Source organism: Roseovarius litorisediminis (assembly GCF_900172295.1).
Lineage (GTDB): Bacteria > Pseudomonadota > Alphaproteobacteria > Rhodobacterales > Rhodobacteraceae > Roseovarius > Roseovarius litorisediminis.
Genome location: NZ_FWFL01000009.1, coordinates 17308 through 42695 on the forward strand (window position 1 = coordinate 17308; position 25388 = coordinate 42695).

The following is a 25388-nucleotide window of genomic DNA, read 5'->3' on the forward strand; positions in this document are numbered from 1 at the left end:
GATCAAACTCTGAGTCGCCGTTAAATCTAGTCCGGATTTTTCTTGGCGTCAGCCTTGGCAGCGGCTTTTTCTTTCATCGCTTCCCATTTAGCCTTGATCGCGCCTTTTCGGCGGTTCTGGTAGGCCTGTATCAGTGGCAGGCTGACGTAATACCCGATCAACCCGGTAATAAGGCCGGGAATGATACCGCCGATCATGTAGGGAAAGAAAACCTCGTCATAAAAGATATGCAGGTCGGTCCAGTCGGCATTGGCGTCGGTGAACAACGCGAACAGGTTTTCCTTCAGGTCCCGCCCCGCCCCGACAAAAGCCTCTCCCAATGAATGATGCACGTCGGAATTCTGCGAAATGTGTTTGCCCAACAGGAAATAACCGGTCTGCAACGAAATCGCCGCAATCGGCACAAAGGTCACCGGGTTGCCGAAAAATGTTGCCAGCAAAGCTGCAACGATATTGCCACGCAAAATCCAGGCAACCAGTATCGCTGCCACAAAGTGCATGCCAAAAAACGGTGAGTAGGTCACAAAAATTCCGGCAAAGATCCCGCGTGCAATGCGATGCGGCGGGTCGGGCAATCGACGCAAACGGTGTTTGACATAGTGAAATGCGCGCGTCCAACCGCCCTTGGGCCAGAAAAAATCTGACACAACCTTCCATGCTGGGCGTCTGTCTCGGCGCTTGAAGACCACGTCTCGCGGCTCCTAATTTTCGGTTTGCGTAGCACTACCTACCCGGGACGGATCGCGATAGCGTTCGGCTGCGGCAACGTCGTTTTCGGCGGCAAGCGCGGAAATTACTCCGTGCAGATGCTCGGCGTCTCGCAGTTCAACGTCAATATGCAGTCGGTAGAAATCTGGTTTACGCGTTACAAATGTCAGGTCCGAGATATTGGCCTTCTGTTCGCCAATCAAGGTGCAAATTCGTCCCAGCACGCCCGCATCGTTGCCAATCGTCACTTCCAGGGTCACGTCGTAGGCAGCCGGATGGGTGCCGGTGTGCCAATGCAGATCCAGCCAGCGCTGTGGCTGGTCGTCGTAAGCCGACAATGATTCACAGTCGATAGCATGCACAACCACACCACGCCCACGATAGGTGATACCGACAATCCGCTCGCCCGGCAGCGGCTGACAACAGCGCGCCCGTTCGAAACTTTGCTCGGCCGACAGGCCGATAACCGCCCGGTCGCGGCCAATTTCATCGCCTGCCTCGGGCACCAGATCGGGATAGACCGCATTCAGTACCTGTTGCGCCGTCAGTTCGGCACTTCCCAGTCGGGCACGCACCTCGTCGGCATCTTTGACACGCAGTGTGCGGGCGGCAGAATCAAGTGCCTTGTCGGTGGCCTTTTTACCCACATGCTCAAAAGCCGAGCGCGCCAGTTCACGACCCAACTTGATATAGCGGTCCCGGTCCAGTTCGCGCAGGGCACGCCGAATTGCAGCCCGCGCCTTGCCAGTGGTGGCAATGTCCAGCCATGTGGCCTGCGGTGTCTGACCTTCAGCAGTAATCACATCCACGGACTGGCCGTTCTTGATCCGGGTCCAAAGAGGGACCCGCATACCGTCAATCTTGGCCCCGACACAGGCATGGCCGATGCGGGTGTGAATGGCATAGGCAAAGTCAATCGGCGTGGCTCCGCGTGGCAGCTTGACCACTTCACCCTTTGGGGTAAAGCAGAACACCTTGTCGGCGTACATTTCCAGCTTTACCGCTTCAAGAAACTCGGCATGATCCTCTTCGGAATCAAATTGCTCGGTCAGCGATGAAATCCACTTGGCCGGGTCGACGGCAAAGGGGTTCTTGGTCCTCACACCATCACGATAAGACCAGTGCGCGGCGACGCCGGTTTCAGCCACGTCATGCATCTGGCGGGTTCTGATCTGCACTTCGACCCGCTTACCGTCGCGCCCCGACACGGTGGTGTGAATGCTGCGATACCCGTTGGACTTCGGCTGGCTGATGTAATCCTTGAACCGTCCCGGCACCGCGCGCCAACGCTGGTGGATCGCCCCCAGCACGGCATAACAGTCATATTCGGTTTCGGCGATAACACGGAAACCGTAGATGTCGGAAAGGCGGGAAAATCCCATTTCCTTTTCCTGCATCTTGCGCCAGACCGAATAGGGTTTCTTGGCACGGCCCAGTACCTCGGCCGTAATTCCGGCTTTGTCCAGCTCAAGACGCATGTCGGCGGTGATCCGTTCGATCACATCCCCGGTTTCCTTTTGCAGGGTGATGAACCGCCGGATGATGCTGGCCCGGGCATCGGGGTTCAGCACCTTGAACGCCAGATCCTCCAGCTCTTCGCGCATCCACTGCATCCCCATGCGACCTGCCAGTGGCGCAAAGATATCCATCGTCTCGCGGGCTTTTTTGACCTGCTTTTCCGGGCGCATCGCCTTGATCGTACGCATGTTGTGCAACCGGTCGGCCAGCTTGACCAGAATAACCCGCATGTCCTTGGACATCGCCATGAACAACTTGCGAAAGTTTTCGGCCTGCTGGGTTTCGGTGCTGGAAAGCTGAAGATTGGTCAGCTTGGTCACCCCATCGACCAGATCCGCCACCTCGGTGCCGAATTTTTCAGACACCGTCTGGTACGAGGCGCGGGTGTCCTCGATCGTGTCGTGCAACAGGGCTGTGATGATCGTGGCATCGTCCAGCCGCTGCTCGGTCAGAATGGCGGCGACGGCCACCGGGTGACTGAAATAGGGTTCGCCCGAGTGGCGAAATTGCCCCTCATGCATCGCGCAGCCGTAATCATAGGCCGCACGGATCAGCGTTTCATCTGTCTTGGGGTTGTAGGGGCGGATCAGCTCGATCAGGTCTTCAACGGCGATCATCCGGTCCGCATCCTTGGGCGTATGGGGTCAGGTTCAGCCCTGACCCTGCGCTTCCATCAGGGCCCGAAGCAGCTTTTCTTCGGACATGTCATCGTCTGCGGGCTTGTCGGCTTCGCCGCCCATCAACAGAGCCATCGAATCCTCTTCGGGCTCGTCCACCTCGATCTGGGTCTGGTTCGATTCGATCAGACGCTCGCGCAGATCATCGGCTGATTGGGTTTCCTCGGCGATTTCGCGCAGGGCCACAACGGGGTTCTTGTCGTTGTCACGATCCACGGACAAAGGCGCGCCAGCTGCGATTTCACGCGCACGATGGGCGGCAAGCATCACCAGATCAAACCTGTTAGGGACCTTGTCAACGCAATCTTCTGTGGTAACGCGGGCCATGAGACCTCCGATAAAGGCTGAATTTCAGAAGTCGTGTACTTAAAACCTTGGCCATGGATTTACAAGCACAGAATCACAGCGCCACAACGCTGCGGATTTCGCTTGCAGGCAGGGCTGACAACATCTGCGAAACCGTTTGTCCCAGTATGGGATGCACCCAATCCGGCGCCACATCCGCCATCGGTACCAGAACAAAGGCACGGTCCTGCAATCGCGGATGCGGCAACACCAGTTGATCGGGCGCCTGAAGGGTCTGCTGCTCCGGCGGCAAATCCCGCCAGCGGGCGTAGGTTTCGGCGTCCGGCAACACCTGCCCGTCCGCCGCTATCAGATCCAGATCAAGGGTCCTGCGCCCCCAGCGTTCAAACCTTTCGCGGCCAAACTGCACCTCAACCTGGTGCAGTACCGACAAAAGCGCCTGCGCGTCTCTGTCAAAATGGATACAAGCGGCCGCATTCACATAGTCCGGCCCGGCACCCGGGGGGAAACAGGGGGTCTGGTAAAACCGGCTGACAGACAGGATTTCGGCGCCGCATTTTTCAAGTTCAGCCAGCGCCGCACGAATGGTATCCGCCGGCGGACCCGCCGACGACGGTAGGTTTCCACCCATGGCAATCAAGAAATGGTGAGCTAATTTCATTTGCATCCTATCCATAAGGTGGGTGTACTACCTCTTGCTTTCATCAGCAAAATACCTAATTTTAGTTCGCATGTCTTTCCGCTTCCCTACCACTCACCTAAGAACACAGCGGATAGATAAAGTGAATTCGGAAGGACATTTAAAATGTTTTACAAAGACGAACGGCTTGCGCTGTTCATCGATGGATCAAACCTTTACGCTGCGGCAAAATCGCTAGGTTTCGACATCGACTACAAGCTTTTGCGGACGGAATTTATGCGTCGCGGCAAGCTTTTGAGGGCCTTCTACTACACGGCGCTGTTAGAGAATGACGAATATTCTCCGATTCGCCCGCTGGTCGACTGGCTGAACTACAACGGCTTTACCATGGTGACCAAACCGGCCAAGGAATATACCGACAGCCAGGGTCGCCGTAAGGTCAAGGGCAACATGGATATCGAACTGGCCGTGGACGCCATGGAACTGGCGCCGCGCGTTGATCACATCGTGCTTTTCTCGGGCGATGGTGACTTCCGGCCGCTGGTCGAAAGCCTTCAGCGCCAGGGTGTACGCGTTTCAGTTGTCTCGACAATCCGCAGCCAACCGCCGATGATCTCGGACGACCTGCGCCGTCAGGCCGACAACTTCATCGAACTGGAAGGTCTCAAGGATGTTATCGGCCGCCCGCCCCGCGAGATGCCGGTTGACCGCGAGGAAGCCTACGCAAAACAAGACTGACCAAGACAAACCGGGGCCGCGCGCCCCGGTTTTCTTTTCAGGGCGGGAGAAAAGCAAGCGTTTCAGGTTTATTTTGACCGACGCTTAGCTTGCGCGCCCCAAAAGTTCCTCAATGACGTTTTCAGCCACCGCAAACGCATGCGTCATGCCCTGACCGTTTGTCATCGTGACCGCCGTAACCCCTTCCCCGGGTGTCAGCACCAGCACCTCGACCCCCGGCAAATGCGCGTAGTGCCCCAGCCAGTGATCGGCAATTTTGGGCTTGGGCAAGGCAATCAAGCCAGCCAGATCGTCCAGAATAAGCTGATCTATCTCGTCTGCTCCGGTCAGCTCCGGCGCAGAGCCGTAGTGGTGTGAATCGCCTATGGTGATGCTGCCATCGTCTTCCTGACAGGCAATCACGTGAATGCCTTGGGCAAGATGCCGGGCCTGGTTTTTCGTCTGATAGTCCTGCAGAGCGCCAAGACTGGGGCAGCCGTCAAATACGCTGTAGCGGGTCATGCTGAGGCCACCCAAAACAAAAGGAACCAAGCGATAACCATGCGGCTGGGGATGCGTGCGCATCATCTGCAGCCGGCACCGTGTCACGCCCGTTGACCGGAATGCATCGGGGAAAAGCGTTGCAAACTCATCACCTGCACTCAAAATGATATGCCCCGCCCCGACGCGCCCGGAGGCAGTTTCAATCACACCTTTCGAAACCGCGTTCACCTGTGCAGAATAATGAAACGTCACGCCGTGGTCGCGCCGCAGCCAGTCCGCCATTTTCACCATTGCCTGCCGCTGATCCACCTTCCAGGCATCCGGGCTCCATAATCCACCCAGAAGGTGATCGGTGGGTGACCCGCCCAAATACTGGTTCAGCTTGTCTTTTGCCACCGTCTCGAATGTATGACCTACTGATTTCGCAACGGCAGCACATTCCGAAAGCACACTCATTTCCTCGGGTACGCGCGCCAGAAACAGACAGCCAGCCTGCCGCATTGCAATCCCCGCTCCGGCGGCCACCTCTTGCCAGCAGGCCAGCGCCCGGCGGGCATCCCTCAACTGCGGGCCGGGCCGCTGCGCCACAACAGCCAGCATGCCGAAATTGCGCACGGACGCCCCGCACGCCTGGGGGTTGCGGTCAAAGACCACCACCGACAGACCGGCCCGTGCCGCATGCCAGGCATGGGCCAGCCCCATTATGCCGGCTCCGACTATGGCTAGATCATACTGTTTCATCGTCCCACACCATCCGATTTGGTTCTCGGACGTTGGGCCGGAGCGCGAGGTCAAGTCAATCGCGTTTTCAAGCCCTGCAGTGCAGCCTCGCACCTGTGCCGATCCTCACTAAATCCGCTTCGCTACCGACCAAACCCTCTGGACCTCGCGCGCCGCACCCCTTACCTCTGCCCCGACAGGAGACGCGCCATGACCAAACCACAGCTGACCTTATATCTGGCCGCGCCGCGTGGCTTTTGCGCCGGGGTCGACCGGGCCATCAAGATCGTTGAAATGGCGCTTGCGAAATGGGGCGCGCCCGTCTTTGTGCGCCACGAGATCGTGCACAACAAATACGTGGTCGACGATCTGCGCGCCAAAGGGGCGGTATTCGTGGAAGAACTGGAAGAATGCCCCGATGATCGCCCGGTGATATTTTCCGCCCATGGCGTACCGAAATCCGTCCCGGCCGAGGCGGCGAAACGCGACATGCTTTATGTCGACGCCACCTGCCCGCTGGTTTCAAAAGTGCATATCGAGGCCGAACGTCACCACGCCTCCGGCCTGCAGATCATCATGATCGGCCATGCCGGCCACCCCGAAACCGTCGGCACCATGGGCCAGTTGCCCGAAGGCGAGGTTTTGCTGGTCGAAACCCCGGCAGATGTGGCCGCACTCAACGTGCGCGACCCTGCCGGGCTGGCCTTTGTCACCCAGACCACCTTGTCGGTGGATGATACCATCGACATCGTCGCGGCGCTGCAAAAGCGCTTTCCGGCCATCAAGGGCCCGCACAAAGAAGATATCTGCTACGCCACCACCAACCGGCAAGAGGCGGTCAAGGCGATGGCGCACAAGGCCGATGCGATGCTGGTGGTGGGCGCGCCCAACTCATCCAATTCCCGCCGCCTGGTCGAGGTCGGAACCCGCGCCGGATGCAGTTATTCGCAACTGGTCCAGCGCGCCACCGATATCGACTGGCGTGCACTGGAGGGTATCCGCAGCATCGGCATCACCGCCGGGGCCTCGGCCCCCGAGGTGCTGGTGGACGAAGTCATCGCCGCCCTGCAGGCACGCTATGACGTGACCATGGTAGAGATCGAGACTGCCAAGGAAAACGTCGAATTCAAAGTCCCCCGCGTCCTGAGGGAAACCGCATGAGCTCCGATCCTCAAACCCTGAAAGTCTACGGCGAAAAAGTCGCCGACTATGTGAAAGTTACCGAAGGTGCGGCCAAAGACCCGCTGTTGACTGCCTTCATCGGCGGACTGGCCAGGGGGACCCGCGTTCTGGATCTGGGCTGTGGGCCCGGCTTTGCCGCTGCCGAAATGGCGCGCGCCGGTCTGCAGGTCGAAGCAACCGATGCGACGCCTGAAATGGTGGCGCTGGCGGCCGCCCATGACGGGGTGAATGCCAGCCTTGCCACATTTGACGAAATCTCGGGGGAAAACCTGTATGACGGCATCTGGGCCAACTTCTGCCTTCTGCACGCCCCGCGCGCCGACATGCCGCGTCATCTGGCAGCCTTGCGAAAGGCGCTCAAACCCGGTGGGCTGTTCCACATCGGCCTGAAAACCGGAACCGGTGAACATCGCGACAAACTGGGGCGGCTCTATACCTACTACACCGAGACCGAGCTTACCGGCCTTCTGACCGCAGCGGGATTCACGCCCTTTTCATCGACCACTGGATGCGACAAGGGGCTGGACGGCAAAATGTCCGACTGGGCCGCGATAGCCGCCCATGGCTGAGCTTTTCGCCTATACCGACGGGGCCTGTTCGGGCAACCCCGGCCCCGGAGGCTGGGGCGTTCTGATGCGTGCCACGGACAGTGGCGTGGTCGTCAAGGAACGCGAACTTAGCGGCGGAGAGGCCCTGACCACCAACAACCGGATGGAATTGCTGGCTGCCATCCACGCACTGGAAGCGCTGTCGCGTCCCAGCCAGATCACCATCGTGACCGACAGCGCCTACGTGAAAAACGGCGTCACCGGCTGGATTCATGGCTGGAAGCGCAACGGCTGGAAAACCTCGAACAGGAAACCCGTCAAGAACGTCGAACTGTGGCAACGCCTGGAAGAGGCAGCAGCGCGTCATGATGTGACCTGGGAATGGGTCAAAGGCCACGCCGGACATCCTGAAAACGAACGCGCCGATGAACTGGCCCGCGCGGGCATGGCACCCTACAAACCTGACGGGGCAGTCAAATGACGGCGCTGGTTCTGCTGGATTACGCCTCGGTGCTTATTTTTGCCCTGACCGGCGCATTGGTCGCCTCGCGCGCGCAGCTTGACATGGTGGGCTTTGCCTTTGTCGCCTGTCTTACGGCCGTGGGCGGCGGCACTGTGCGCGACGTTCTGCTGGATCGCAACCCGGTCTTCTGGGTCGGCAATCCAAATTATATTCTGATCGCAGTGGTCGCGGCGCTTGTGGTTTTTTTCTCTGCCCACCTTGTCGAAAGCCGCTATCGCTGGCTGCTTTGGCTGGACAGCTTTGCCTTGGCCGTTGCCGTGCCTGCCGGTGTGGGCGTGGCCATCCAGATGCTGCAACCGGGGCTGATCATCGTGCTGATGGGCGTGGTGACCGGCTGCATGGGCGGTCTGTTGCGCGATGTGGTCTGCAACGAGGTGCCGCTGGTGCTGAAACAGGGTGAGCTTTACGTCAGCGCCGCCCTCGGCGGGGCGCTGGTGGCGGTGGGCCTTCTGCAAGTCACCCATCTGGTGATGCCGGTCCTGCTGGCCTGCGCCCTGACCACATGGGCGCTTCGGGCCGGATCCATCCTGTTCGGCTGGCGCCTGCCCGTCTACCACAGCCGCCCCCCGCGGCAGTGACGGTCAGCTCAGCGGACTTAGCGAGCCTTCGCTGCGGTTGCTCCAATGACCCCTTTGGACAAGCACTAATCTGCTCCGGTACTTGACAAACCTGAGGTCTTGATCGCAGACAGGCGCGCGCTTTAAAGCAAGCCGAGCTGTGACATTTTCAGCAAATGGCTGTTGTTGGCGGTTTTGTATCTCACTTGGCGTTATGCGCCCGACTCTCCTGTGGGCCATTGCCGGGGCGTAGTTTGCTGCTCTGTCATCTCGGATCTGCGGCTGGCGGCTGACGAACGCTGGGCATAAAGTGTGAGGAAGACGCCGAGACCAACCAGAGCGCAGGCGAAAATTTTCCAACCATCAACCGTCTCCCCCAGAAAAGCTGCGCCCATAATCAGCGTGACGATTGGAATAAGCGCTGTCAAAGCCGCCCCAGCCGAGGCTCCTAAGTATTCTGTTGACTTTGTGAATGCAAATACCGCCAAAGCACCAGTGAGCGCACCTTGGTAAATCGCTTGGGCTGCAATGTCGCGCACCGGAGCCTGCAATATTTGCCCCCCAAAAAACACAAGATAGACCGGCAGAAACGACAGAGCTGATCCGACGGCAACGATCGCGGTTGCATGAAGGGCGGGGAGATTGGTTTTCCGCACGATGATGACATAGCTCGCCCACATCCCACCCGTTATTGCGAAAATGAGGTGCCCGAAGGAGGCCTGCCTCAAAGTCAGCAGGTCCGTGAACAGCGCGGTCCCGGCCAGCACCGCCAGTATCCCTGCGATTTTGGCCACCCTCATGTTTTCGCCCAGAAAGATCCACCCAAGAATGCCAACGAACACAGCCATGAGACCTGGATTGATCGCCCCGGCGTCAGAGGCAGGCGCAAACTGAAACCCGAAGGACAGCACCATTATGTAGGGCGCGCCATTGCACGTCACGAGAGCCAGAACACCCAAGACGCCCAGCTTGTCCATCGCCCACCCGCGTCGCCAGATGACACCGACCAACAACAAGGCCGCGATGCCAAAACGCAGTGCCGCAAGATCGAACGGCGTGAGGGATGTCTGAACGCCAAGCCGCAACATGACGAGAGATCCGGACAATACCGCGACGGCGATGCCGCCCCAAAACAGGCCTGACAATAGGGTCTTCGTTGATGCATCCAAGTCTGTTCTCCTCAGTTGAGGGGAAGTTAGCCCTGTTCATCACATTAGAAAAACGATACATTCTGGACTTATGAATGAGATATCCTCACCGTTATTTTCTAATGATGCTGAGCCAATGCGGACGATTAGCCTCGACATGGCGCGCACATTTGCGGCGATTTGTGACACAGGGAGTTTTCGATTGGCCGCAAACCGCGTCAATCGCTCCCCTTCGGCTGTCAGCTTACAAGTTGCAAAGCTCGAAGAGCTCCTGAACTGTGAGCTGCTGCACAGAGATGCCCGGAAGGTCACGTTGACTCAAGCAGGTGAACAGTTTTTGGGATATGCCCGTCGCCTGCTGAGCCTGAACGATGAGACGCTGTCAAAATTTCGCGGGTCGACACTTTCGGGACATCTGCGGCTTGCTGCACCGCATGATTTGGGAATATCGACGGTTCCCGCGCTTTTGAAACGCTTTGCCGTGACGCACCCGAACATATGCGTCGAAGTCAGACTGGATGCATGTGATGCGGCTCAGGACCTTTTTGGGTCTGGAAATGCACAGGTAGTCTTTTTCAGTGAGCAGAATTCTAGGATACGCGCTGCGCGCAAACTCTATACGGAAGAGCTTTGTTGGTTGCAAGCGACAGATGGTGCGGCCGTGCAGAATACGCCTCTGCCAATTGCTGTTTCGGAAAAGGGGTGTTCGTGGCGGGATGCAGCACTTGCCGCGTTGGATCAGGCAGCAATCCCTTATCGAGTGGCTTATTCGAGCGACACATCCGCAGGGCAGCTGGCGGCGGTGCGGGCTGATCTTGCAATTGCAGCGTTGCCAAAAGCAATTGCAAAGAACGATGTTTCACTTGTTTCGTCGGAACTTGGTTTGCCAAGCATCGGTAATGTGACGACCTTTATGGCACACGACGATAGCAAGAACGCAGTTGCCTTTGCCGCGCATGTTGAAGCGCATCTGGCAGAATCTCCGTATCGTTGATCAGATTCAAAAAACCAAGCGCACCTTGGCTTCCCGCTATCCACTGCCCATCAAGCACCGAGAAACAGGATCGAAAAACCGGTTCAAACTGCCCGCTCTGGTGCTCGAAGCACATTGTAACGCGACGGAGTGAAGAAGCGTCCGAAGTAAGGGCGATACTGCTGCGGATCGCTGAGGCGGCCTGTAAGACACGTCAGGTCAGACACCGCCAAACCTGCCATTCGTGCGCTGCGCAGCATTGGTTAAAACGGGCTCAGATCAGACATACCCTTTCATCTCCAGCCTGCCGAAAGGCGCGTTTTTACTTCCTGAAAAACGTCTTCCAGATCCAGATCAGCAACAGCGATCCCAGCACCGCGCCTATCAGCCCGCCCAGAAGCCCGGAAACTGTCAGGATAACCCGGATAATGAACCCGCCAATCAGTGCGCCGCAGATACCTATCACGACCGTGGTGATGATATCGGTTTCCAGTTTCATCATCCGGGTTGCCAGAAACCCGGCTGCCGCACCGATGATGATCAGGTAGATGATGGTCATGGCACGTTCTCCTTTACCTGCGTTTGCGCCAATGTGTGGGCACGATGATCAGCGCCCCGATCGAGGATAAAATCGCATCGACCCCCGGCGCACCAAATCGTATCCCGAACATGATCCGCACGAAGTAAAACAGAAACGCCCCGCCCACGCAGATGATGATTGATGGTAGATAACCGTTATTCGTGAACCCGGTTTTCTCGCTGACATAGCCAACGATCCCGGCGATCACAACGGTTCCAAACAGCATCAGAAACATCCGTTTTCTCCTCTAAGACAGCGCTGTGCCCCTGGGCACGGGCATGCCTCGCAGAAATTCTGCCGTATCCTGCGCGCCCTTGCCGGCGCGTTGCAAGCGTAAAACCTGTACCGCCCCGCGTCCGCAGGCCACGGTCAGGTGATCATCCAGCACCTCACCCGGCGCGCCACAGCCCTGCGCCAGACGTGAGGCCAGCAGTTTGATGCGCTGTCCGTTCACTTCCGTCCAGGCGCCGGGAAAGGGCGAAAGCCCGCGGATGTGACAATCCACTTCCTGTGCCGTCCAGGTCCAGTCAATGCGCGCCTCGGCCTTGTCGATCTTGGCGGCATAGGTAACACCGTCCTGCCCCTGCACCTCTGGCTCCAACGCGTCCAGACGGGCCAGTGCCTTGACAATCAGACCGGCACCCATCGCCGACAGCCGGTCATGCAACGCACCAGTCGTTTCCTCGCTGCCGATCGGGGTGGCCTGGCGCAGCAAAACAGGCCCGGTATCCAGCCCCGCGTCCATCTGCATGATGCAGATACCGGTCTCGGCGTCACCTGCCATGATCGCGCGATGAATGGGTGCCGCCCCGCGCCAGCGTGGCAAAAGGCTGGCGTGAATGTTCAGGCAACCAAGCCTGGGCGCATCCAGCACCGCCTGCGGCAGGATCAGCCCATAGGCCACCACCACCGCCACATCGGCATCCAGCGCGGCAAAGTCTGCCTGTTCCGCTGCGCCTTTCAGACTGACCGGATGGCGCACCTGCAGCCCCAGATCAAGCGCACGGGCATGCACCGGCGTCGGGCGCTCTTTCTTGCCGCGTCCTGCGGGGCGGGGCGGCTGGCAATAAACCGCTGCTACCTCGTGACCAGCCTCAACCAGCGCGTCCAGAACCGGCACCGAGAACTCCGGTGTTCCCATGAAAATGATACGCATGTCACCCTCGTAGAGCGGGGTTTACCCCGCCAGCTTCTTTGCCTTGCGCAGCAGCATATCCCGTTTCACCTTGGATAACCGGTCGAAATACATCCGGCCATTCAGATGATCGATCTGATGTTGCACACTTGTCGCCCACAGTCCGACAAAGTCGCGCTCTTCCACCTCTCCGGCTTCGTTCAGAAACCGCACTGTTACCGCTCTGGGGCGTTTGATCTGCGCTGACACGCCCGGAAGGTTGGGGCTGGCCTCTTCATGCGGGCGCAATTCGGCGCTGGCATGCAGGATCTCGGGGTTGGCCATACGCACCGCCATGCCGCGCTTGTCGCTGGCATCCACGACAGCCAGCCGCTGCATCACGCCGATCTGGCTGGCCGCCAGCCCAACGCCGGGCATCGCCTCCATCGTATCGATCATATCGGCCCACAGGGTGCGGATCTCGTCAGTAATCCTGTCAACAGGCGCCGCCGGGCTACGCAGCCGCACGTCGGGCCAGGGCAGGCAGCGCCGCACCGCCACCCCGTTCAGGCCCTCGCCTTTTCGCGTTTCAGTTTCTGCATCCGGCGGGTGATAAGCTGCCGTTTCATGGCGCCGAGATAATCAATAAACAGCTTGCCGTTCAGGTGGTCGATCTCGTGCTGCACGCAGGTGGCCCACAGCCCGTCAAAACCTTCTTCGTGCTCTTTTCCGTCGCGATCAATCCAACGCACCTGCACCTCTTTCGGGCGGGTCACTTCGGCATATTGCTCGGGGATCGACAAACAGCCTTCTTCATAGACGTTTGTCTCCTCCGACGCGGCCACAACCTCGGGGTTGAACATCACCAGCGGGCGTGGCGCCTCATCTTCGTCCTTTACACAATCCATCACGATCAGACGGTCCAGCACGCCCACCTGTGGCGCGGCCAGGCCGATGCCGGGCGCATCATACATGGTTTCCAGCATGTCATCGGCCAGCTGCCGCAACTCGTCCGACAAATCGGCGACAGGCGCGCAGACCTTTTTCAGGCGTGGGTCGGGATGGATAAGAATAGGCCGTTTCATGGGGTGTCATTTAGGACATGAAAGCCGGTTCTGCAACGCCCCTTGCACCCGGCGCATAATCGGATAGCTTTCGCCGCGAACGGTACAGGAGAACACCATGGATTTCGATCAGATCATCGACCGCCGCGCCCACCGGTCCAACAAATGGGATCTGATGGAGCCGCTTTATGGCGTTTCATCGGATGATGGTCTGTCGATGTGGGTGGCTGATATGGATTTCCGCTCGCCCGATTGCATTCAGCAGGCGGTGCGTGATCACCTTGATCACGGCATCTATGGCTACAGGAATGATCGCGCGCCTTATACCGCCGCGATCCGCTGGTGGATGCAAAACCGCCATGGCTGGACTGTCCAGGACAACTGGATTTTCACGGCCGCCGGGATATGCAACGGCGTCGGGCTGGCGCTTGATACCTATACCAACCCCGGTGATGGGGTGATCTTGTTCACGCCCGTCTACCATGCCTTTGCCAAAATCATCCGCGCGGCAGAACGTGACGTGGTCGAATGCCCACTGGCCCTGAATAATGGCCGCTACGAGATGGATTTCGACGCCTACGAGGGCCTGTTGAAAGGCCACGAGAAAATGGTGATCCTCTGCTCGCCCCACAATCCCGGGGGGCGCGTCTGGAGCAAGGCCGAGCTGCGCGCCGTCGCTGATTTCTGCGTTAAACATGACCTGTTGCTGGTATCAGATGAAATCCATCATGATCTGGTCTTTTCCGGCAATACCCACACCCCGATGCCCGTAGCGGCCCCCGATATCATCGACCGGCTGATCATGCTGACGGCCCCGTCAAAAACCTTCAACATCGCGGGCGCCCACACCGGTCAGGTGATTATTCAGGATGCTGACCTGCGCCAGAAATTCGCAGCCCGAACAGCAGCGCTGTCAATGGGCACCCATGATTTCGGCATCGCCATGACCACCGCCGCCTACAGCCCCGCAGGGGCCGCCTGGGTGGATGACCTTGTGACCTACCTCGATGGCAATCGTCAGGTTTTTGATGCCGGCATCAACACCATCCCCGGGCTGTCGTCGATGCCGATGCAGGCGACCTACCTGTCCTGGGTGGATTTTTCGGGCACCGGCATGCCCGCTGCTGAATATCAAAACCGGGTGCACAAGGTTGCAAAAATCGCCGCCAACCACGGTGACACCTTCGGCTCTGGCGGCGAAAGCTACCTGCGGTTCAATATCGCCATGCCGCGTGTCCAGATCACCGAAGCGGTGGAGCGCATGCAGGTGGCCTTTGCCGATCTGCAATGAAACGGTGGGGTCTGCGTATTGCGGCACTGACCCTGCTTATCGGCATTATCGTGTTCAGTTGGGGCAGATACGGCCCCCACCCCCCGGCCCCGGTTCTGGCGCCGCTCAGTCAACAGATCGACCGCATTGAAATATACAAAAGCGCCCGCACACTGACCGTGTTTCGCGATGACGTGCCCCTGCGGACCTATGACATCGCCCTTGGTTTTGCCCCCGAAGGGGACAAGCAACAGGAAGGCGATGGAAAAACACCCGAAGGGGATTTCATCATCAACCGGCGCAACCCCAACAGCGCATTTCACCTGTCTCTGGGCCTAAACTATCCCCGCCCGCAGGATATCGCGCGTGCCAAAGCCGATGGCGTATCCCCGGGCGGCGATATTTTTATCCACGGCCAACCCAATGGATTGGGAAAGCTGACAACATTGGCAAATGACTGGACAGCCGGATGCATCGCCATTTCAGATGCCCAAATTCAGGAACTCTGGCAGATCACACCCAATGGCACGCCCGTCACGATTTTCCGTTAAAAAAGCCTAACGCGGCAACAGGGCCACCGGGGCGTTGGGTTCGCGGTAAAAATCCAGCGGCTGCTCACCGGTCGCCTCGGTGGTACGCTTGAATTCAAACCGCATCTCTCCCGCCTCTTCCTCAGAGGCGACGATCAGACATTGTGACAAAAGCCGTGCGCCATCATACAAATCGACAAGCCCGCGCAGCCCCGGCGCCTCGTCCGCATCCAGGGCAAAACCATTGTCCCAGGTTCTGAGAATGTGAAAAACCTGATCGCCGGCCTGTACCCGCAACCTGCTGCTTTTCTTTTGCGCCAGTTTACGGGCGGCATCCAACCCGGCCTGCACGTCAGGCGGTAAAAACGTCATCATGGCAGCGAATCCTACTTGTTACCCCTCTCAGCATGTCGCAGAGAAATGTAACGGTCACGCAAAAATGCAACGTTTTCGGGGATTAAGCCTTCATTTTGACCTTTGGGCGCAACACATGCGGGATTTTTGGATCGTATAACGCGCTATCCGTGAAATCGCGCACCTCGCCCAGAACCGGCCCAACCAGCGTCAAAGCGGTGCGGGTGATCTTTTCGGCGCGTACCTTGGCCTGAATATCGCTCAGCGTGCCGCGGATGAACATCTGATCCGGCCAGCCAACGCGATAGGCCACCACAACCGGGCAATCAGCGCCATAATAAGGCGTCAGCACACGCTCGATCTCGCGCAGGTTTCGCACGCCCAGATGGATCGCCAGCGTCGCGCCGGTGCGGGCGAAGTTCTCCAGCGTTTCACCATCAGGCATTGAGGTCGATTTCATCGACACCCGCGTCAGAATGATCGACTGCGCCACCTCCGGCACGGTCAGTTCCTGACCCAAAGCCGCCGCTGCCGCCGCATAGGCGGGCACACCGGGGATGATCTGATAGTCGATTCCGTCCGCGCGCAGCCGCCGGATTTGCTCGGCAATGGCGCCATAAAGCGACGGGTCTCCCGAATGCACGCGGGCCACATCCTGCCCCTTTGCATGGGCCGCCAGAATCTCGCCGTGGGTGTCGTCAAGCGTCATCGTGGCCGTGTCCATTACGCGGGCCCCTTGGGGCGCGCAGGCTACGACCTCGGGCGGCACAAGGCTGCCTGCATACAAACAGACCGGACACTCGCCGATCACGCGCTGCGCCTTGAGCGTCAGCAATTCCGGGTCTCCGGGACCGGCCCCAATGAAATAAACCGTCATTCGCTCAAAAGCCCCTTAAGCTGATCATTCAGATAGTAACAGACACACACCCTGCCGCCTGCGCCATGTGCACCCAGATAGACGCCATCAGCATCCGAGATATAGGCGCAGATCGCCAGATAATCAGCCAGAACCGCCTCATCGACGGGCCCGCCCCGGCTCAGCAGTTCCTCGATTTCCTGCCGCTCGCCAAATTGCTGCACGGCCCATGCGGCCTGTTGCATCGGCTGCGGCACATCCGGATGGCCCCAGCCCCACATCCATGTGCCATCATCCGCATACGTGCCCACAATCTGCGCATCCGCCGACACATCAGGCTGATCAGGAAACATAAAAGTGACCCGGCCCTTTTTAAGGTTCAGACTGAAATCCGAAACCTCGTCCAGACGCTTGCCTACCGCGCACCCGGCCATTTTTGGTTTCAGGTAAAACTGCGCATTTGTCGCTATTTGGCGAAAGCATTCGGGCAGTTGCGTGGCGCCTGCATCGGCCATCCGCCCGGCAAATTCCAATAGTATTCCGTTCATCCCACGACATCCTTTTGCGCCAGGTCGCCATCGATCTTGCGGGCATAGCCGCGCGGCGTGAACATACGCGGCCCCTCGCCCATCTGCGCCAGACGTGAGTTGCTGGAGCCGACAAGCACCACCGTCAGCATGTCCACCTCATCCACCTGCAATTCATCCAGCCGCCGATAGCGCACATGCTCTTCGGGGCGCCCAAGCGAGCTGGCCAACATCACCGGCGTGTCACCCGGACGGTGTTGCAACAGGATATCACGGGCCTCGGCCAGCAGGGTGCGGCGGGTTTTCGACACCGGATTGTAGAAGGCGATGACAAAATCACCCGTCGCTGCCGCATGCAGGCGCCGGATGATGTCATCCCGCGGGGTCAGCAAATCGCTTAGGCTGATCGTACAGAAATCATGCCCCAAGGGCGCCCCGGCCCGCGCCGCAGCCCCCTGCAGGGCCGACACGCCGGGCGAACAGATCACCTCGACCCGGTGCGCGGCATCGGACACGCCGTGTTCATCGGGGCCGCGATCCAGCAGTTCAAACACCAGCGCGCCCATCGCATAAATGCCCGCATCACCCGAACAAACCAGCGCAACGTTTCTGCCCTTGGCCGCCTGCTCCAATGCATAACGGCACCGCGCCTCTTCACCGCCCAATGGAAAATCGGACCGGTCCTTGCCAGCGGCCAGCGGCCCCAGCAGATCAATATAAAGGCCATAACCCACAAGTTCCTGCGCCTCGGCCACAAGCCGCGACACTTCGGGCGTGCGCCACGCGGCCTGACCGGGGCCAATGCCCACAACACTCAGACGACCCCGGGCACGACCCGCGAATTCAGTGATCGGTGTCTCGCTGCGGGTGAGCGCACAGGTCGCATTCGCGGTTTTGCGCTTTTGCACAACCAGGTCGCCCCCACAGGCCAGCGCCGCACCCTCAGAGACACCATGGCACCCCACTTCGGCAAACACCACCTCAGACGGATTGGCCAGTTCATCGGCCTTGTCTTCCAGTTCTTCAGCGGTAAACAACCGAAACGGCACGCCAAGGCGGCGGGCAACCTCGTTCATCGCAGGTTCATCCGCCTTAAGGTCGATCGACGCCACACAGGCCACCGCCCCCTTGGCAATACCGGCATGTTCCAGCGTGTCACACACCAGTTGCCACAGCTCCTCGGGGTCGGCGTTCCGTGCACAGCCCAGCCCAAGCGCAAAGCGCTGTGGGTGATAAACCAGCCGCTCTTCGCCCCCTGTCTGAGGCGCCTCGCTGACGATCAGTTCAACCGCGCCGCCCTGATCTTCGATATCAAAGATATTCTCGCCAGTCACGGTCACCCCCGCGCCCGACAACATCACCGCCATCGCCGATTTTGCGTCTGCGGGATTGGCCAGACGATAGCCTGCGGGGGGGGCATCCAGCGCCACACCCATTGCCACATCGCCCGCCGTGGTCACTGCTGCCGTAGCACCCAGTCCCTCGGCGATCACTGACGCCAGACGATTGGCTCCGCGATGCCCGCCCAATAACGGCACAACCACGCTGCCGTCATCACTGACCGAAACAATCGGCGGCTCGGTCGTCTTGTCGGCCAGCAAGGGCGCGACAGCCCGAATAAGAATACCGCTGGCACAGACCCCCACCACCGGCACTCCGGCGGCAAACAGATCACGCACATGATCCAGCGCGTTGGGAAAAAACGCATCGGCCCTGCCCACGCGCCCCTCGCGCCCGTGCACCTGCGCGTCAATCAGCCCGGCCACGCGATGTGCGACATCCTCACCCGAGCGGCTCAGCGCCAGAACAACAGGTTTCACAGCCATGGGTCGGCCCCTTTCGTCAACAGGATCATGGAAAAATACGGTGCCTTTTCGGGGGCGTCCGCCAGCGGGCAAACCACCTCGTCGGGCAGGCTGGCCCGTTCGATATACATCGCGTGATCGGTCAGACCCAAGGCGTCAATCACAGAACGAATCTTGGGCAAATGCCGCCCCACCTTCATGATTGCCACGCTTTCAGCGCCATCAATCCGCGCGCGCAACTCATCTTCAGGCAGCGGCCCCGGCAACACCGTCAGCCGCTCATTGCGCGCCGCCAGGGGCATGCCCGCACGCGCCGCACAGGTGGTAATCGAGGTGACACCGGGCACAACCTGCACCTCATAGCGGTCAGAAAGCCGGGCAAAAAGATACATGAAAGAGCCATAGAAAAAGGGATCGCCCTCGCACAGGCACACCACATCGCGGCCCGATTCCAGTGCGGCGGCAATCTCGGCCGCGCCCTTGTCATAGGCCGCCTGTGCCGGTTCCCGCGCCGTGGTCATCGGGACATCCATCACAATTTCATCCGCACCTGCCGGTATGATATCCGCCGCAATAGAGCGCGCAAAACTTTCGCCCCCGGCCAGTGTCGGATAGGCCACAACAGCCGCCTGCGAAATCAACCGATGTGCCCTCAACGTCATCAATTCTGGATCACCGGGGCCAAGTCCAACACCGTACAAAACACCGCTCATCTCTTGATCAGGCTCCATTGTGTGACCGGCATCAAAGGACGCCACCCGGTGAGCGGCCCCACCGGTTCAGCCCGGTTGACCTGCAACTTCACCAGTTGCCCCCCGTGCTCCTTGTGTAGGTCCAGCAACAAAGCCTCGCTTTCCAGCGTCACGGCATTGCACACAAGCCGCCCCAACGGACGCAGCGCGGTCCAGGCCGCCTTGAACGTGTCACGGCTCAGCCCCCCGCCGATAAAGACCGCATCGGGCGGCTCAAGCCCTTGCAGCGCCTGCGGAACCCGCCCTTCGATCAGTTCCAGTTTGGGTGTTCCCAGCGCCAGTGCATTAGCTGCCGCCATGGCCCGTCTGTCGGCACGCGGCTCAATCCCCACGGCACGGGCATAGCGCGCACTGCGCATCCATTCCACTGCGACCGAGCCGCAGCCGGCGCCGATGTCCCATAAAAGCGCCCCGCGCATCGGCATCAACTTTGCCAGAGTGACCGCGCGCACCTCTTGCTTGGTCATCGTGCCATCGCTTTGAAACAATTCGTCCGCCAGGCCCGGCACCCTGGGCAACAACGCCGCATCAGGTGCCGCGACGCACTCCACCGCCAGGGTGTTGAAGGCGGGCACCACGTGATCCCAGCTTTTTGCCAACCCGTCAAACCGCGCCTCGTCCTTGCCACCCATCGCCGCCAGCACGGTCATCTTTGAGCCACCAAATCCGCGCGCGGTAAGAAACCGCGCGATCTGCCCGGGCGTTTCAGCCCCCGTGGTCAGGATTAGCAGGCGCACATCCGGCTGGATAAAAGCGATCATCTGCTCAACCGGGCGGCCATGTACGGTAAGGGTTTCCACATCTGCCATTGACCAGCCCATCCGGGCCGAGGCCAGTTGAAAAGCTGATAGCTGCGGGTGATAGGTGATCTCTGAAGGGTCAATCACACGGCCAATGCGTGCCCCCACAGAAAACCACAAGGGATCGCCCGTTGCCAAAACCACCACACGACGGCCGCGCATCGTTTTCAGCATGTCAGTCAGCGCATCGAACGGCGACGGCCAAGCCACCCGTTCGGCGCTCACCGAGTCCGATAGCTGGTGATGACGATCTCCTCCGATAATAACCTCGGCAGCTTTGACAACCGCACGGGTGGCTGGCAATAACCCCTCCATCCCGTCTTCGCCGATCCCAACGATATGAAGCCAGGGGTCAGACATCGCAAACCCCCGGAAAATTCGCAGAATTTTCACCAGACGATTTTTCTGCGAAAAATCTCATTCAGCGCCCTCTGGAATTCCCACCGCCAACGCATTCACGGCAGCACTTGCAATCGCCGAGCCCCCGCGGCGTCCACGCAGGGCGACGTAGTTACATCCCCGTGGATTCGCGGCCAGTTCCGCCTTGGATTCGGCTGCACCGACAAATCCCACAGGGAAACCCAGGATCACCGCAGGTTTCGGCGCCCCTTGATCCAGCAGTTCCAGCAGATGGAACAGTGCCGTGGGAGCATTGCCGATGGCCACGACCGCCCCCTGCATATGGTCCGTCCACAGTTCAACCGCGGCAGCCGATCGTGTATTGCCAATGCTTGCTGCGATGCCCGCCACACGAGGGTCGTTTAGGGTAACGATCACCTCGTTTTCGCGGGGCAGATAACGTCGGATAATCCCCGCTCCGACCATTTCGCAATCGCACAGCACCGGGGCACCGGCCTGCAATGCCGCATGTCCTGCGGCGTAAATATCCTCGGAAAACGCCAGCCGGTCAGCCACCTCGACCATGCCGCAGGCATGAATCAACCGGATCGCCAGTGCTTCCATTCCAGAACCGAACCGCTCCAGCCGCGCCTCTCGCCGAACAGTGGCAAAACTTTCAGCATAAATAGACGAAGGGTTTTTTTCGTAAGGTCGCATCAGACCCCCGATTTTTCGCAGAAAAATCGTTCCACCCGTCACACCCGGTTCTTACGTGCGCTTTCCGGCCCGTGAGGGTGGTCAGCATGCGGATATTCTGGGTGATCGTGATCATGATGGTGGTGATGAGCATGATCATGACCGTGGTCATGATGATGGTGGTGATGGTGGTGCCTTTGGGCCTCAAGCCGACAAAGGCCGGTGCAGAATGTATCGCAAAGCTTGCAATCTTCGACATTCGAACCGGGTGCCGAGGCGCCCTGCCCTTCGACATGGTGGTGATGGCTTTCCTGCACGGCGCCCACCTCGGTCTCGAATCCCAGCACTTGCGTGCGATATTTGCACATCACGCAGGTCGGCGGCGGTACGGCGCCAAAGGCCGGATGACCGGCCCGTTCATCGGCTGTGATTTCCCGAACTTCCTCACCCTCGATAGCCAGAATCTGGGTCCGATAGGCGCAGGTCCCGCAATTGGGCGGCGGCACTGCCCCCACCTGTTCGGTCACCCGTTCGGCAAAGGTTTCCAGCACTTTCGGGTGATCGCCCAGATAGCCCGCCTTTACGAACTGGATATCCGGGTATTCGGCGGCGACCTTGTCGGTAAAGCCATAAATCCGGTCAATCAGGATGCCCGAGAACAGGAAATACGGGAACACGATCACCCGGTCATATCCCAGCCGGGTAACATGTTCCAAACAGGGCTCGACCAGCGGGAAGGTCACCCCGGAATAACCCACCTCGCACCAGCCAAAGCCCATACCTTCCTGCAGCATACGTGCAATCTTGGACACGTTGCTGTTGGCATCCGGGTCCGACGCACCGCGCCCAATGACCACAAGGCAGGTGTCATGCAGGGCAACTTCGCCCAGTTCTTCATTGGCCAGGTCCAGTGCTTCGCGCACCCGCGCGCCCGCGGCGGCGATCATCTTGGGATCCACGCCCAGCTCACGGCCATAGCTGACCTCGATGCCATGCTTGGCAGCATAGGTGTTCAGCACGGTTGGGATATCATTTTTGGAATGCATCGCTGCAAACAGCATGCCAGGGACGGCCAGAATACGGTCGCATCCCTTTTCGCGCAACTTGTCCAGACCGTCGCGGATGACCGGATTGGCAAATTCCAGATAGCCATACTCCATCTCCCAGCCTTCGGGCAGGTAGGGCGGCAGCTTCTGGGCCAGCGTCGCAAATTCATCCACCGCACTTTGCGACCGCGAACCATGCCCGCAGATCATTACACCGGTCTTGGTCATGGGCTCAGGCCTCCTGCAATTCTTCGTCAGCCGTCTCATCCTCGGTCTGCGCCTCGGCGGCCGGCTTGCGGCCTTTCAGCCCGGCCCAAAGACCGATGGCAATCGCAGCGCCCAGGGCGGCAGCACCCAGCCAGTGACCATGGCCTGCCGCTTCGGCCATATGGCCCGGATGCGCCTTGGCTGCGGTGCCTGTCAGCAGGCTCAGAACGATCATCGCGTATTTCATCAGGGTCCCCCCGTCTTGCAGTTTCGACAACGGAAAAGGGAAAAGGCGATGCTACCCGCCCTGACGACTACACAAACCGGCCCCCGATATGGGTCAGCCCCGTTTCTGTACACCTTTCCGGCCCTTTGTCGGGCTTCGTCATTAAAGGGCTTATAGGCCCGGCTGGAATGCGGTGCAAACGAAGAAACGCCCCCGGCAACGCCGTTTCCGACATGTGCATCGTTGCACGTGACCTGCGCAGTCAAGGGTCTTACCGCATTCGGATCCGCGCCCTATGTCATGATCAAAGGAGATGATCATGGGCCAACTGGTGAATGGTGTCTGGCAGGACACCTGGTATGACACTGAAAAGACAGAAGGTAAATTTGTCCGCGACGGCGCGAAATTCCGCAACTGGATCACCGCCGACGGCAGCCCTGGCCCTTCGGGCAAGGGCGGCTTTGCCGCGCAATCCGGGCGGTACCATCTTTATGTCTCGCTTGCCTGCCCCTGGGCGCATCGCACGCTGATCTTCCGGGTACTCAAGGGGCTGGAGGATCATATTGGTGTCTCTGTCGTGCATCCCGACATGATGGGCGATGGCTGGACCTTTGACAGGGATTATGCTGGCGCAACCGGCGATACGCTTTACGGCCTGCCTTTCGCGCGCGACTTATATCTCAAGGCCGATCCTGAAATTTCGGGGCGCGTCACCGTGCCCATCCTTTGGGACAAAGAGCGTGAAACCATCGTGTCCAACGAATCGTCCGAGATCATCCGCATGTTCAATTCGGCATTCAATGATCTGACGGGCAACTCCGACGATTACTGGCCGCAGGACCTGCGCGACGACATCGAAGCGGTTAACACCCGCGTCTACGACACCGTCAACAATGGCGTCTACAAGGCCGGGTTCGCCACCACGCAAAAGGCCTATGACGCCGCCGTGCATCCGCTTTTCGACAGCCTTGACTGGCTGGAACAGCATTTGGCCAAAAACCGCTACCTGGTGGGCGACAAGATAACCGAAGCCGACTGGCGTCTTTTTACCACTCTGATCCGGTTCGATAAGGTCTATCACCTGCACTTTAAATGCAATCGCGCACGGATCGTCGATTATCCCAATCTGTGGGGCTACCTGCGTGAACTCTATCAATGGCCGGGCGTGGCGGGCACCGTGAATTTCGATCACATCGTGCGCCACTATCACTACAGCCATGACACGATAAACCCGAACCGGATTATCCCGATCAACCCCGACCCGGATTTCGACGCGCCACATGGGCGCGGCTAAAGCATTTCGGCGCCGCCCTCGTCCAGCGGCAATCCCTTGTCACAAACTTGCCCCCGGCGTTCCGGGGCTCGGGGCGAGTGAACTTGCAATTGAAACAAGGGTCGCTCTGTGTCCTTGGCTTCACAATTGAAACCAAACCTGAAAAGCATGGCTAAATGACCGCTTTGAGCCCTTTCCAGCTGTTGCTTACTCCCTGCAACATTCGTCGCGAAGCAGTGAGAGCTTGCTTTCGCAGAAAGACACAAATCTCCTGCTATAAAATGATTGAATAGATCACTTGGCGGAAGCCGGAACATCCCGGCCGGCTGCCGCAACCTGAGCCAGACGGTGCATGCTTGAGACCCACCAAAGCTGGGCATACACTTGCAATTGTTTTCAGTCGGGGTTGCGATGTCAGCGCAAAGGGAAAGTCAAAGTTCAGCTCAATCTATATCCCATCTCCGGTGGATGAGATTGGTCGTGGTGTATTTCCTCATCCCGCTGATTTTATTGGTCTGCGGCGGGGACCTCGGTTGGTGGCAGGCGTGGCTCTATTCCCTTCTGATCGTTGCGGCTGGCATTGGTGGGCGTCTGTGGGCGGAACAGCGGCATCCCGGGTTGACCGCCGAACGACAAAATATTGAGAATTACCAAAATGCAAAAGCCTGGGACAAAGTGCTCGCGCCACTGATGGCGGTGAGTATCGTATTCCCCCTTGTCATCGTCGCAGGGCTGGACCACCGTTACCATTGGTCTCCCGAATTTCCGTTATGGGTCAATGCCGTTGGCTTCATCTTGATCTCGCTTGGATATTTTTTAGGGGCATGGTCATTGGCCGAGAACCGCTTTTTCTACAGTGTGGTGCTCGTTCAGACGGATCGGGGACATGTGGTATGTGACAGTGGTCCGTATCGGTTTGTGCGGCATCCGGCCTATGCGGGAAGTATCTTCCCGTTGTTCGGCATTGTTCTTGCTCTGGATTCGGTTTGGACCCTGTTTCCTGTGGCTGCGGCGACAATCATCACGGTACTCAGAACGGTACTTGAAGACCGAACCCTGCAAGAAGAGTTGCCGGGCTATCGCGACTATGCACGTCGTGTGCGCTATCGGTTGCTTCCCGGGATATTCTGAGCATCCGGAATGATAGGCGCCCCGGATCACGGGTGACGGTCAGCCGGGAAAGCAGTGCACCGCCTGACAGGGGCGTGCACGGGCATATTCTCTTAGG

General features: G+C 59.1%; 30 protein-coding genes. 10 read left to right on the top strand and 20 right to left on the bottom strand.

What is annotated here, in order from left to right:
• Positions 1–26: 26 nt before the first annotated feature.
• The 4 genes from PEL8287_RS15635 to folK all read right to left on the bottom strand — a co-directional run bounded on the left by PEL8287_RS15635 (position 27) and on the right by folK (position 3870).
• Positions 27–689, bottom strand: coding sequence for a DUF2062 domain-containing protein (locus PEL8287_RS15635; protein WP_085893375.1), 663 nt, complete (start codon positions 687–689; stop codon positions 27–29).
• A 12-nt stretch (positions 690–701) separates the two neighbouring features.
• A complete protein-coding gene (locus PEL8287_RS15640; protein WP_085893376.1) occupies positions 702–2843 on the bottom strand; it encodes a RelA/SpoT family protein in 2142 nt (713 codons plus the stop codon).
• Between the two features lie 33 nt (positions 2844–2876).
• A complete protein-coding gene (rpoZ, locus tag PEL8287_RS15645) occupies positions 2877–3230 on the bottom strand; it encodes a DNA-directed RNA polymerase subunit omega (RefSeq protein WP_085893377.1) in 354 nt (117 codons plus the stop codon).
• 73 nt (positions 3231–3303) lie between these two features.
• Entirely contained in the window at positions 3304–3870 is a 567-nt protein-coding gene (gene folK / locus PEL8287_RS15650; protein WP_085893515.1) for a 2-amino-4-hydroxy-6-hydroxymethyldihydropteridine diphosphokinase, read from the bottom strand.
• Between the two features lie 144 nt (positions 3871–4014).
• Here folK and PEL8287_RS15655 point away from each other — a divergent pair, with 144 nt between their 5' ends.
• Complete coding sequence (locus PEL8287_RS15655) at positions 4015–4587, top strand: LabA-like NYN domain-containing protein (protein ID WP_085893378.1); 573 nt, start codon at positions 4015–4017, stop codon at positions 4585–4587.
• Positions 4588–4671: 84 nt separating this feature from the next.
• Here the strand turns inward: PEL8287_RS15655 and PEL8287_RS15660 are convergent, their stop codons facing one another.
• The gene (locus PEL8287_RS15660) at positions 4672–5811 is read right to left on the bottom strand and encodes a TIGR03364 family FAD-dependent oxidoreductase (protein ID WP_085893379.1); all 1140 of its coding nucleotides are present in this window, start codon (positions 5809–5811) and stop codon (positions 4672–4674) included.
• Between the two features lie 189 nt (positions 5812–6000).
• On the opposite strand from PEL8287_RS15660, the gene ispH reads away from it, so the two are divergent.
• The 4 genes from ispH to PEL8287_RS15680 are packed head-to-tail and all read left to right on the top strand — an operon-like array spanning position 6001 to position 8621.
• Positions 6001–6951, top strand: coding sequence for a 4-hydroxy-3-methylbut-2-enyl diphosphate reductase (gene ispH / locus PEL8287_RS15665; RefSeq protein ID WP_085893380.1), 951 nt, complete (start codon positions 6001–6003; stop codon positions 6949–6951).
• Positions 6948–7541 (top strand): class I SAM-dependent methyltransferase, encoded by a 594-nt coding sequence (locus PEL8287_RS15670; protein WP_085893381.1) that lies wholly within the window; start codon positions 6948–6950, stop codon positions 7539–7541. The genes ispH and PEL8287_RS15670 overlap by 4 nt, the downstream gene beginning before the upstream one ends.
• A complete protein-coding gene (gene rnhA, locus PEL8287_RS15675; RefSeq protein ID WP_085893382.1) occupies positions 7534–8001 on the top strand; it encodes a ribonuclease HI in 468 nt (155 codons plus the stop codon). Before PEL8287_RS15670 ends, rnhA begins: the two co-directional genes overlap by 8 nt.
• Positions 7998–8621, top strand: coding sequence for a trimeric intracellular cation channel family protein (locus PEL8287_RS15680; protein WP_085893383.1), 624 nt, complete (start codon positions 7998–8000; stop codon positions 8619–8621). The genes rnhA and PEL8287_RS15680 overlap by 4 nt, the downstream gene beginning before the upstream one ends.
• Positions 8622–8812: 191 nt before the next feature.
• Here the strand turns inward: PEL8287_RS15680 and PEL8287_RS15685 are convergent, their stop codons facing one another.
• Complete coding sequence (locus PEL8287_RS15685; RefSeq protein WP_085893384.1) at positions 8813–9769, bottom strand: DMT family transporter; 957 nt, start codon at positions 9767–9769, stop codon at positions 8813–8815.
• Between the two features lie 70 nt (positions 9770–9839).
• On the opposite strand from PEL8287_RS15685, the gene PEL8287_RS15690 reads away from it, so the two are divergent.
• Complete coding sequence (locus PEL8287_RS15690) at positions 9840–10742, top strand: LysR family transcriptional regulator (RefSeq protein WP_085893385.1); 903 nt, start codon at positions 9840–9842, stop codon at positions 10740–10742.
• A 301-nt stretch (positions 10743–11043) separates the two neighbouring features.
• Here the strand turns inward: PEL8287_RS15690 and PEL8287_RS20085 are convergent, their stop codons facing one another.
• Genes PEL8287_RS20085 through def (PEL8287_RS15715) form a run of 5 tightly spaced genes read right to left on the bottom strand, consistent with a single transcriptional unit; the run spans position 11044 to position 13500 of the window.
• Positions 11044–11280, bottom strand: a complete 237-nt coding sequence (locus tag PEL8287_RS20085) for a GlsB/YeaQ/YmgE family stress response membrane protein (protein ID WP_085893386.1) — start codon at positions 11278–11280, stop codon at positions 11044–11046.
• A 13-nt stretch (positions 11281–11293) separates the two neighbouring features.
• Positions 11294–11536, bottom strand: coding sequence for a hypothetical protein (locus PEL8287_RS15700; protein ID WP_085893387.1), 243 nt, complete (start codon positions 11534–11536; stop codon positions 11294–11296).
• Between the two features lie 12 nt (positions 11537–11548).
• A complete protein-coding gene (fmt, locus tag PEL8287_RS15705) occupies positions 11549–12457 on the bottom strand; it encodes a methionyl-tRNA formyltransferase (protein ID WP_085893388.1) in 909 nt (302 codons plus the stop codon).
• A gap of 21 nt (positions 12458–12478) precedes the next feature.
• On the bottom strand, positions 12479–12976 hold the full coding sequence (gene def, locus PEL8287_RS15710; protein WP_085893389.1) for a peptide deformylase: 498 nt from the start codon (positions 12974–12976) through the stop codon (positions 12479–12481).
• 5 nt (positions 12977–12981) lie between these two features.
• The gene (def, locus tag PEL8287_RS15715) at positions 12982–13500 is read right to left on the bottom strand and encodes a peptide deformylase (protein WP_085893390.1); all 519 of its coding nucleotides are present in this window, start codon (positions 13498–13500) and stop codon (positions 12982–12984) included.
• A gap of 97 nt (positions 13501–13597) precedes the next feature.
• On the opposite strand from def (PEL8287_RS15715), the gene PEL8287_RS15720 reads away from it, so the two are divergent.
• Both PEL8287_RS15720 and PEL8287_RS15725 read left to right on the top strand, forming a co-directional pair.
• Positions 13598–14770 carry a MalY/PatB family protein gene (locus PEL8287_RS15720; protein WP_085893391.1) on the top strand — a complete coding sequence of 391 codons (1173 nt, stop codon included), beginning with the start codon at positions 13598–13600 and terminating at the stop codon, positions 14768–14770.
• Complete coding sequence (locus tag PEL8287_RS15725; RefSeq protein ID WP_085893392.1) at positions 14767–15300, top strand: L,D-transpeptidase family protein; 534 nt, start codon at positions 14767–14769, stop codon at positions 15298–15300. Before PEL8287_RS15720 ends, PEL8287_RS15725 begins: the two co-directional genes overlap by 4 nt.
• Before the next feature lie 6 nt (positions 15301–15306).
• Here the strand turns inward: PEL8287_RS15725 and PEL8287_RS15730 are convergent, their stop codons facing one another.
• The 9 genes from PEL8287_RS15730 to PEL8287_RS15770 all read right to left on the bottom strand — a co-directional run bounded on the left by PEL8287_RS15730 (position 15307) and on the right by PEL8287_RS15770 (position 22908).
• Positions 15307–15654: a hypothetical protein gene (locus tag PEL8287_RS15730; RefSeq protein ID WP_085893393.1), complete on the bottom strand. Its 348-nt coding sequence runs from the start codon at positions 15652–15654 to the stop codon at positions 15307–15309.
• A gap of 82 nt (positions 15655–15736) precedes the next feature.
• Positions 15737–16510 (bottom strand): precorrin-4 C(11)-methyltransferase, encoded by a 774-nt coding sequence (gene cobM, locus PEL8287_RS15735; protein ID WP_085893394.1) that lies wholly within the window; start codon positions 16508–16510, stop codon positions 15737–15739.
• A complete protein-coding gene (locus tag PEL8287_RS15740) occupies positions 16507–17037 on the bottom strand; it encodes a DUF6882 domain-containing protein (RefSeq protein ID WP_085893395.1) in 531 nt (176 codons plus the stop codon). Before PEL8287_RS15740 ends, cobM begins: the two co-directional genes overlap by 4 nt.
• Complete coding sequence (cobJ, locus tag PEL8287_RS15745; RefSeq protein ID WP_085893396.1) at positions 17034–18842, bottom strand: precorrin-3B C(17)-methyltransferase; 1809 nt, start codon at positions 18840–18842, stop codon at positions 17034–17036. Before cobJ ends, PEL8287_RS15740 begins: the two co-directional genes overlap by 4 nt.
• Complete coding sequence (cobI, locus tag PEL8287_RS15750; RefSeq protein WP_085893397.1) at positions 18833–19534, bottom strand: precorrin-2 C(20)-methyltransferase; 702 nt, start codon at positions 19532–19534, stop codon at positions 18833–18835. Before cobI ends, cobJ begins: the two co-directional genes overlap by 10 nt.
• Positions 19531–20733: a precorrin-6y C5,15-methyltransferase (decarboxylating) subunit CbiE gene (gene cbiE / locus PEL8287_RS15755; RefSeq protein WP_085893398.1), complete on the bottom strand. Its 1203-nt coding sequence runs from the start codon at positions 20731–20733 to the stop codon at positions 19531–19533. Before cbiE ends, cobI begins: the two co-directional genes overlap by 4 nt.
• Positions 20734–20790: 57 nt before the next feature.
• Positions 20791–21429: a precorrin-8X methylmutase gene (locus PEL8287_RS15760; protein ID WP_085893516.1), complete on the bottom strand. Its 639-nt coding sequence runs from the start codon at positions 21427–21429 to the stop codon at positions 20791–20793.
• A gap of 38 nt (positions 21430–21467) precedes the next feature.
• Entirely contained in the window at positions 21468–22682 is a 1215-nt protein-coding gene (locus PEL8287_RS15765) for a sirohydrochlorin chelatase (protein WP_085893399.1), read from the bottom strand.
• Between the two features lie 4 nt (positions 22683–22686).
• Positions 22687–22908, bottom strand: coding sequence for a DUF6732 family protein (locus tag PEL8287_RS15770; protein ID WP_085893400.1), 222 nt, complete (start codon positions 22906–22908; stop codon positions 22687–22689).
• Between the two features lie 298 nt (positions 22909–23206).
• Here PEL8287_RS15770 and PEL8287_RS15775 point away from each other — a divergent pair, with 298 nt between their 5' ends.
• Positions 23207–24181: a glutathione S-transferase family protein gene (locus PEL8287_RS15775; protein ID WP_085893517.1), complete on the top strand. Its 975-nt coding sequence runs from the start codon at positions 23207–23209 to the stop codon at positions 24179–24181.
• A gap of 462 nt (positions 24182–24643) precedes the next feature.
• Positions 24644–25291: a methyltransferase family protein gene (locus tag PEL8287_RS15785; RefSeq protein WP_217807692.1), complete on the top strand. Its 648-nt coding sequence runs from the start codon at positions 24644–24646 to the stop codon at positions 25289–25291.
• Positions 25292–25388 lie beyond the last annotated feature (97 nt).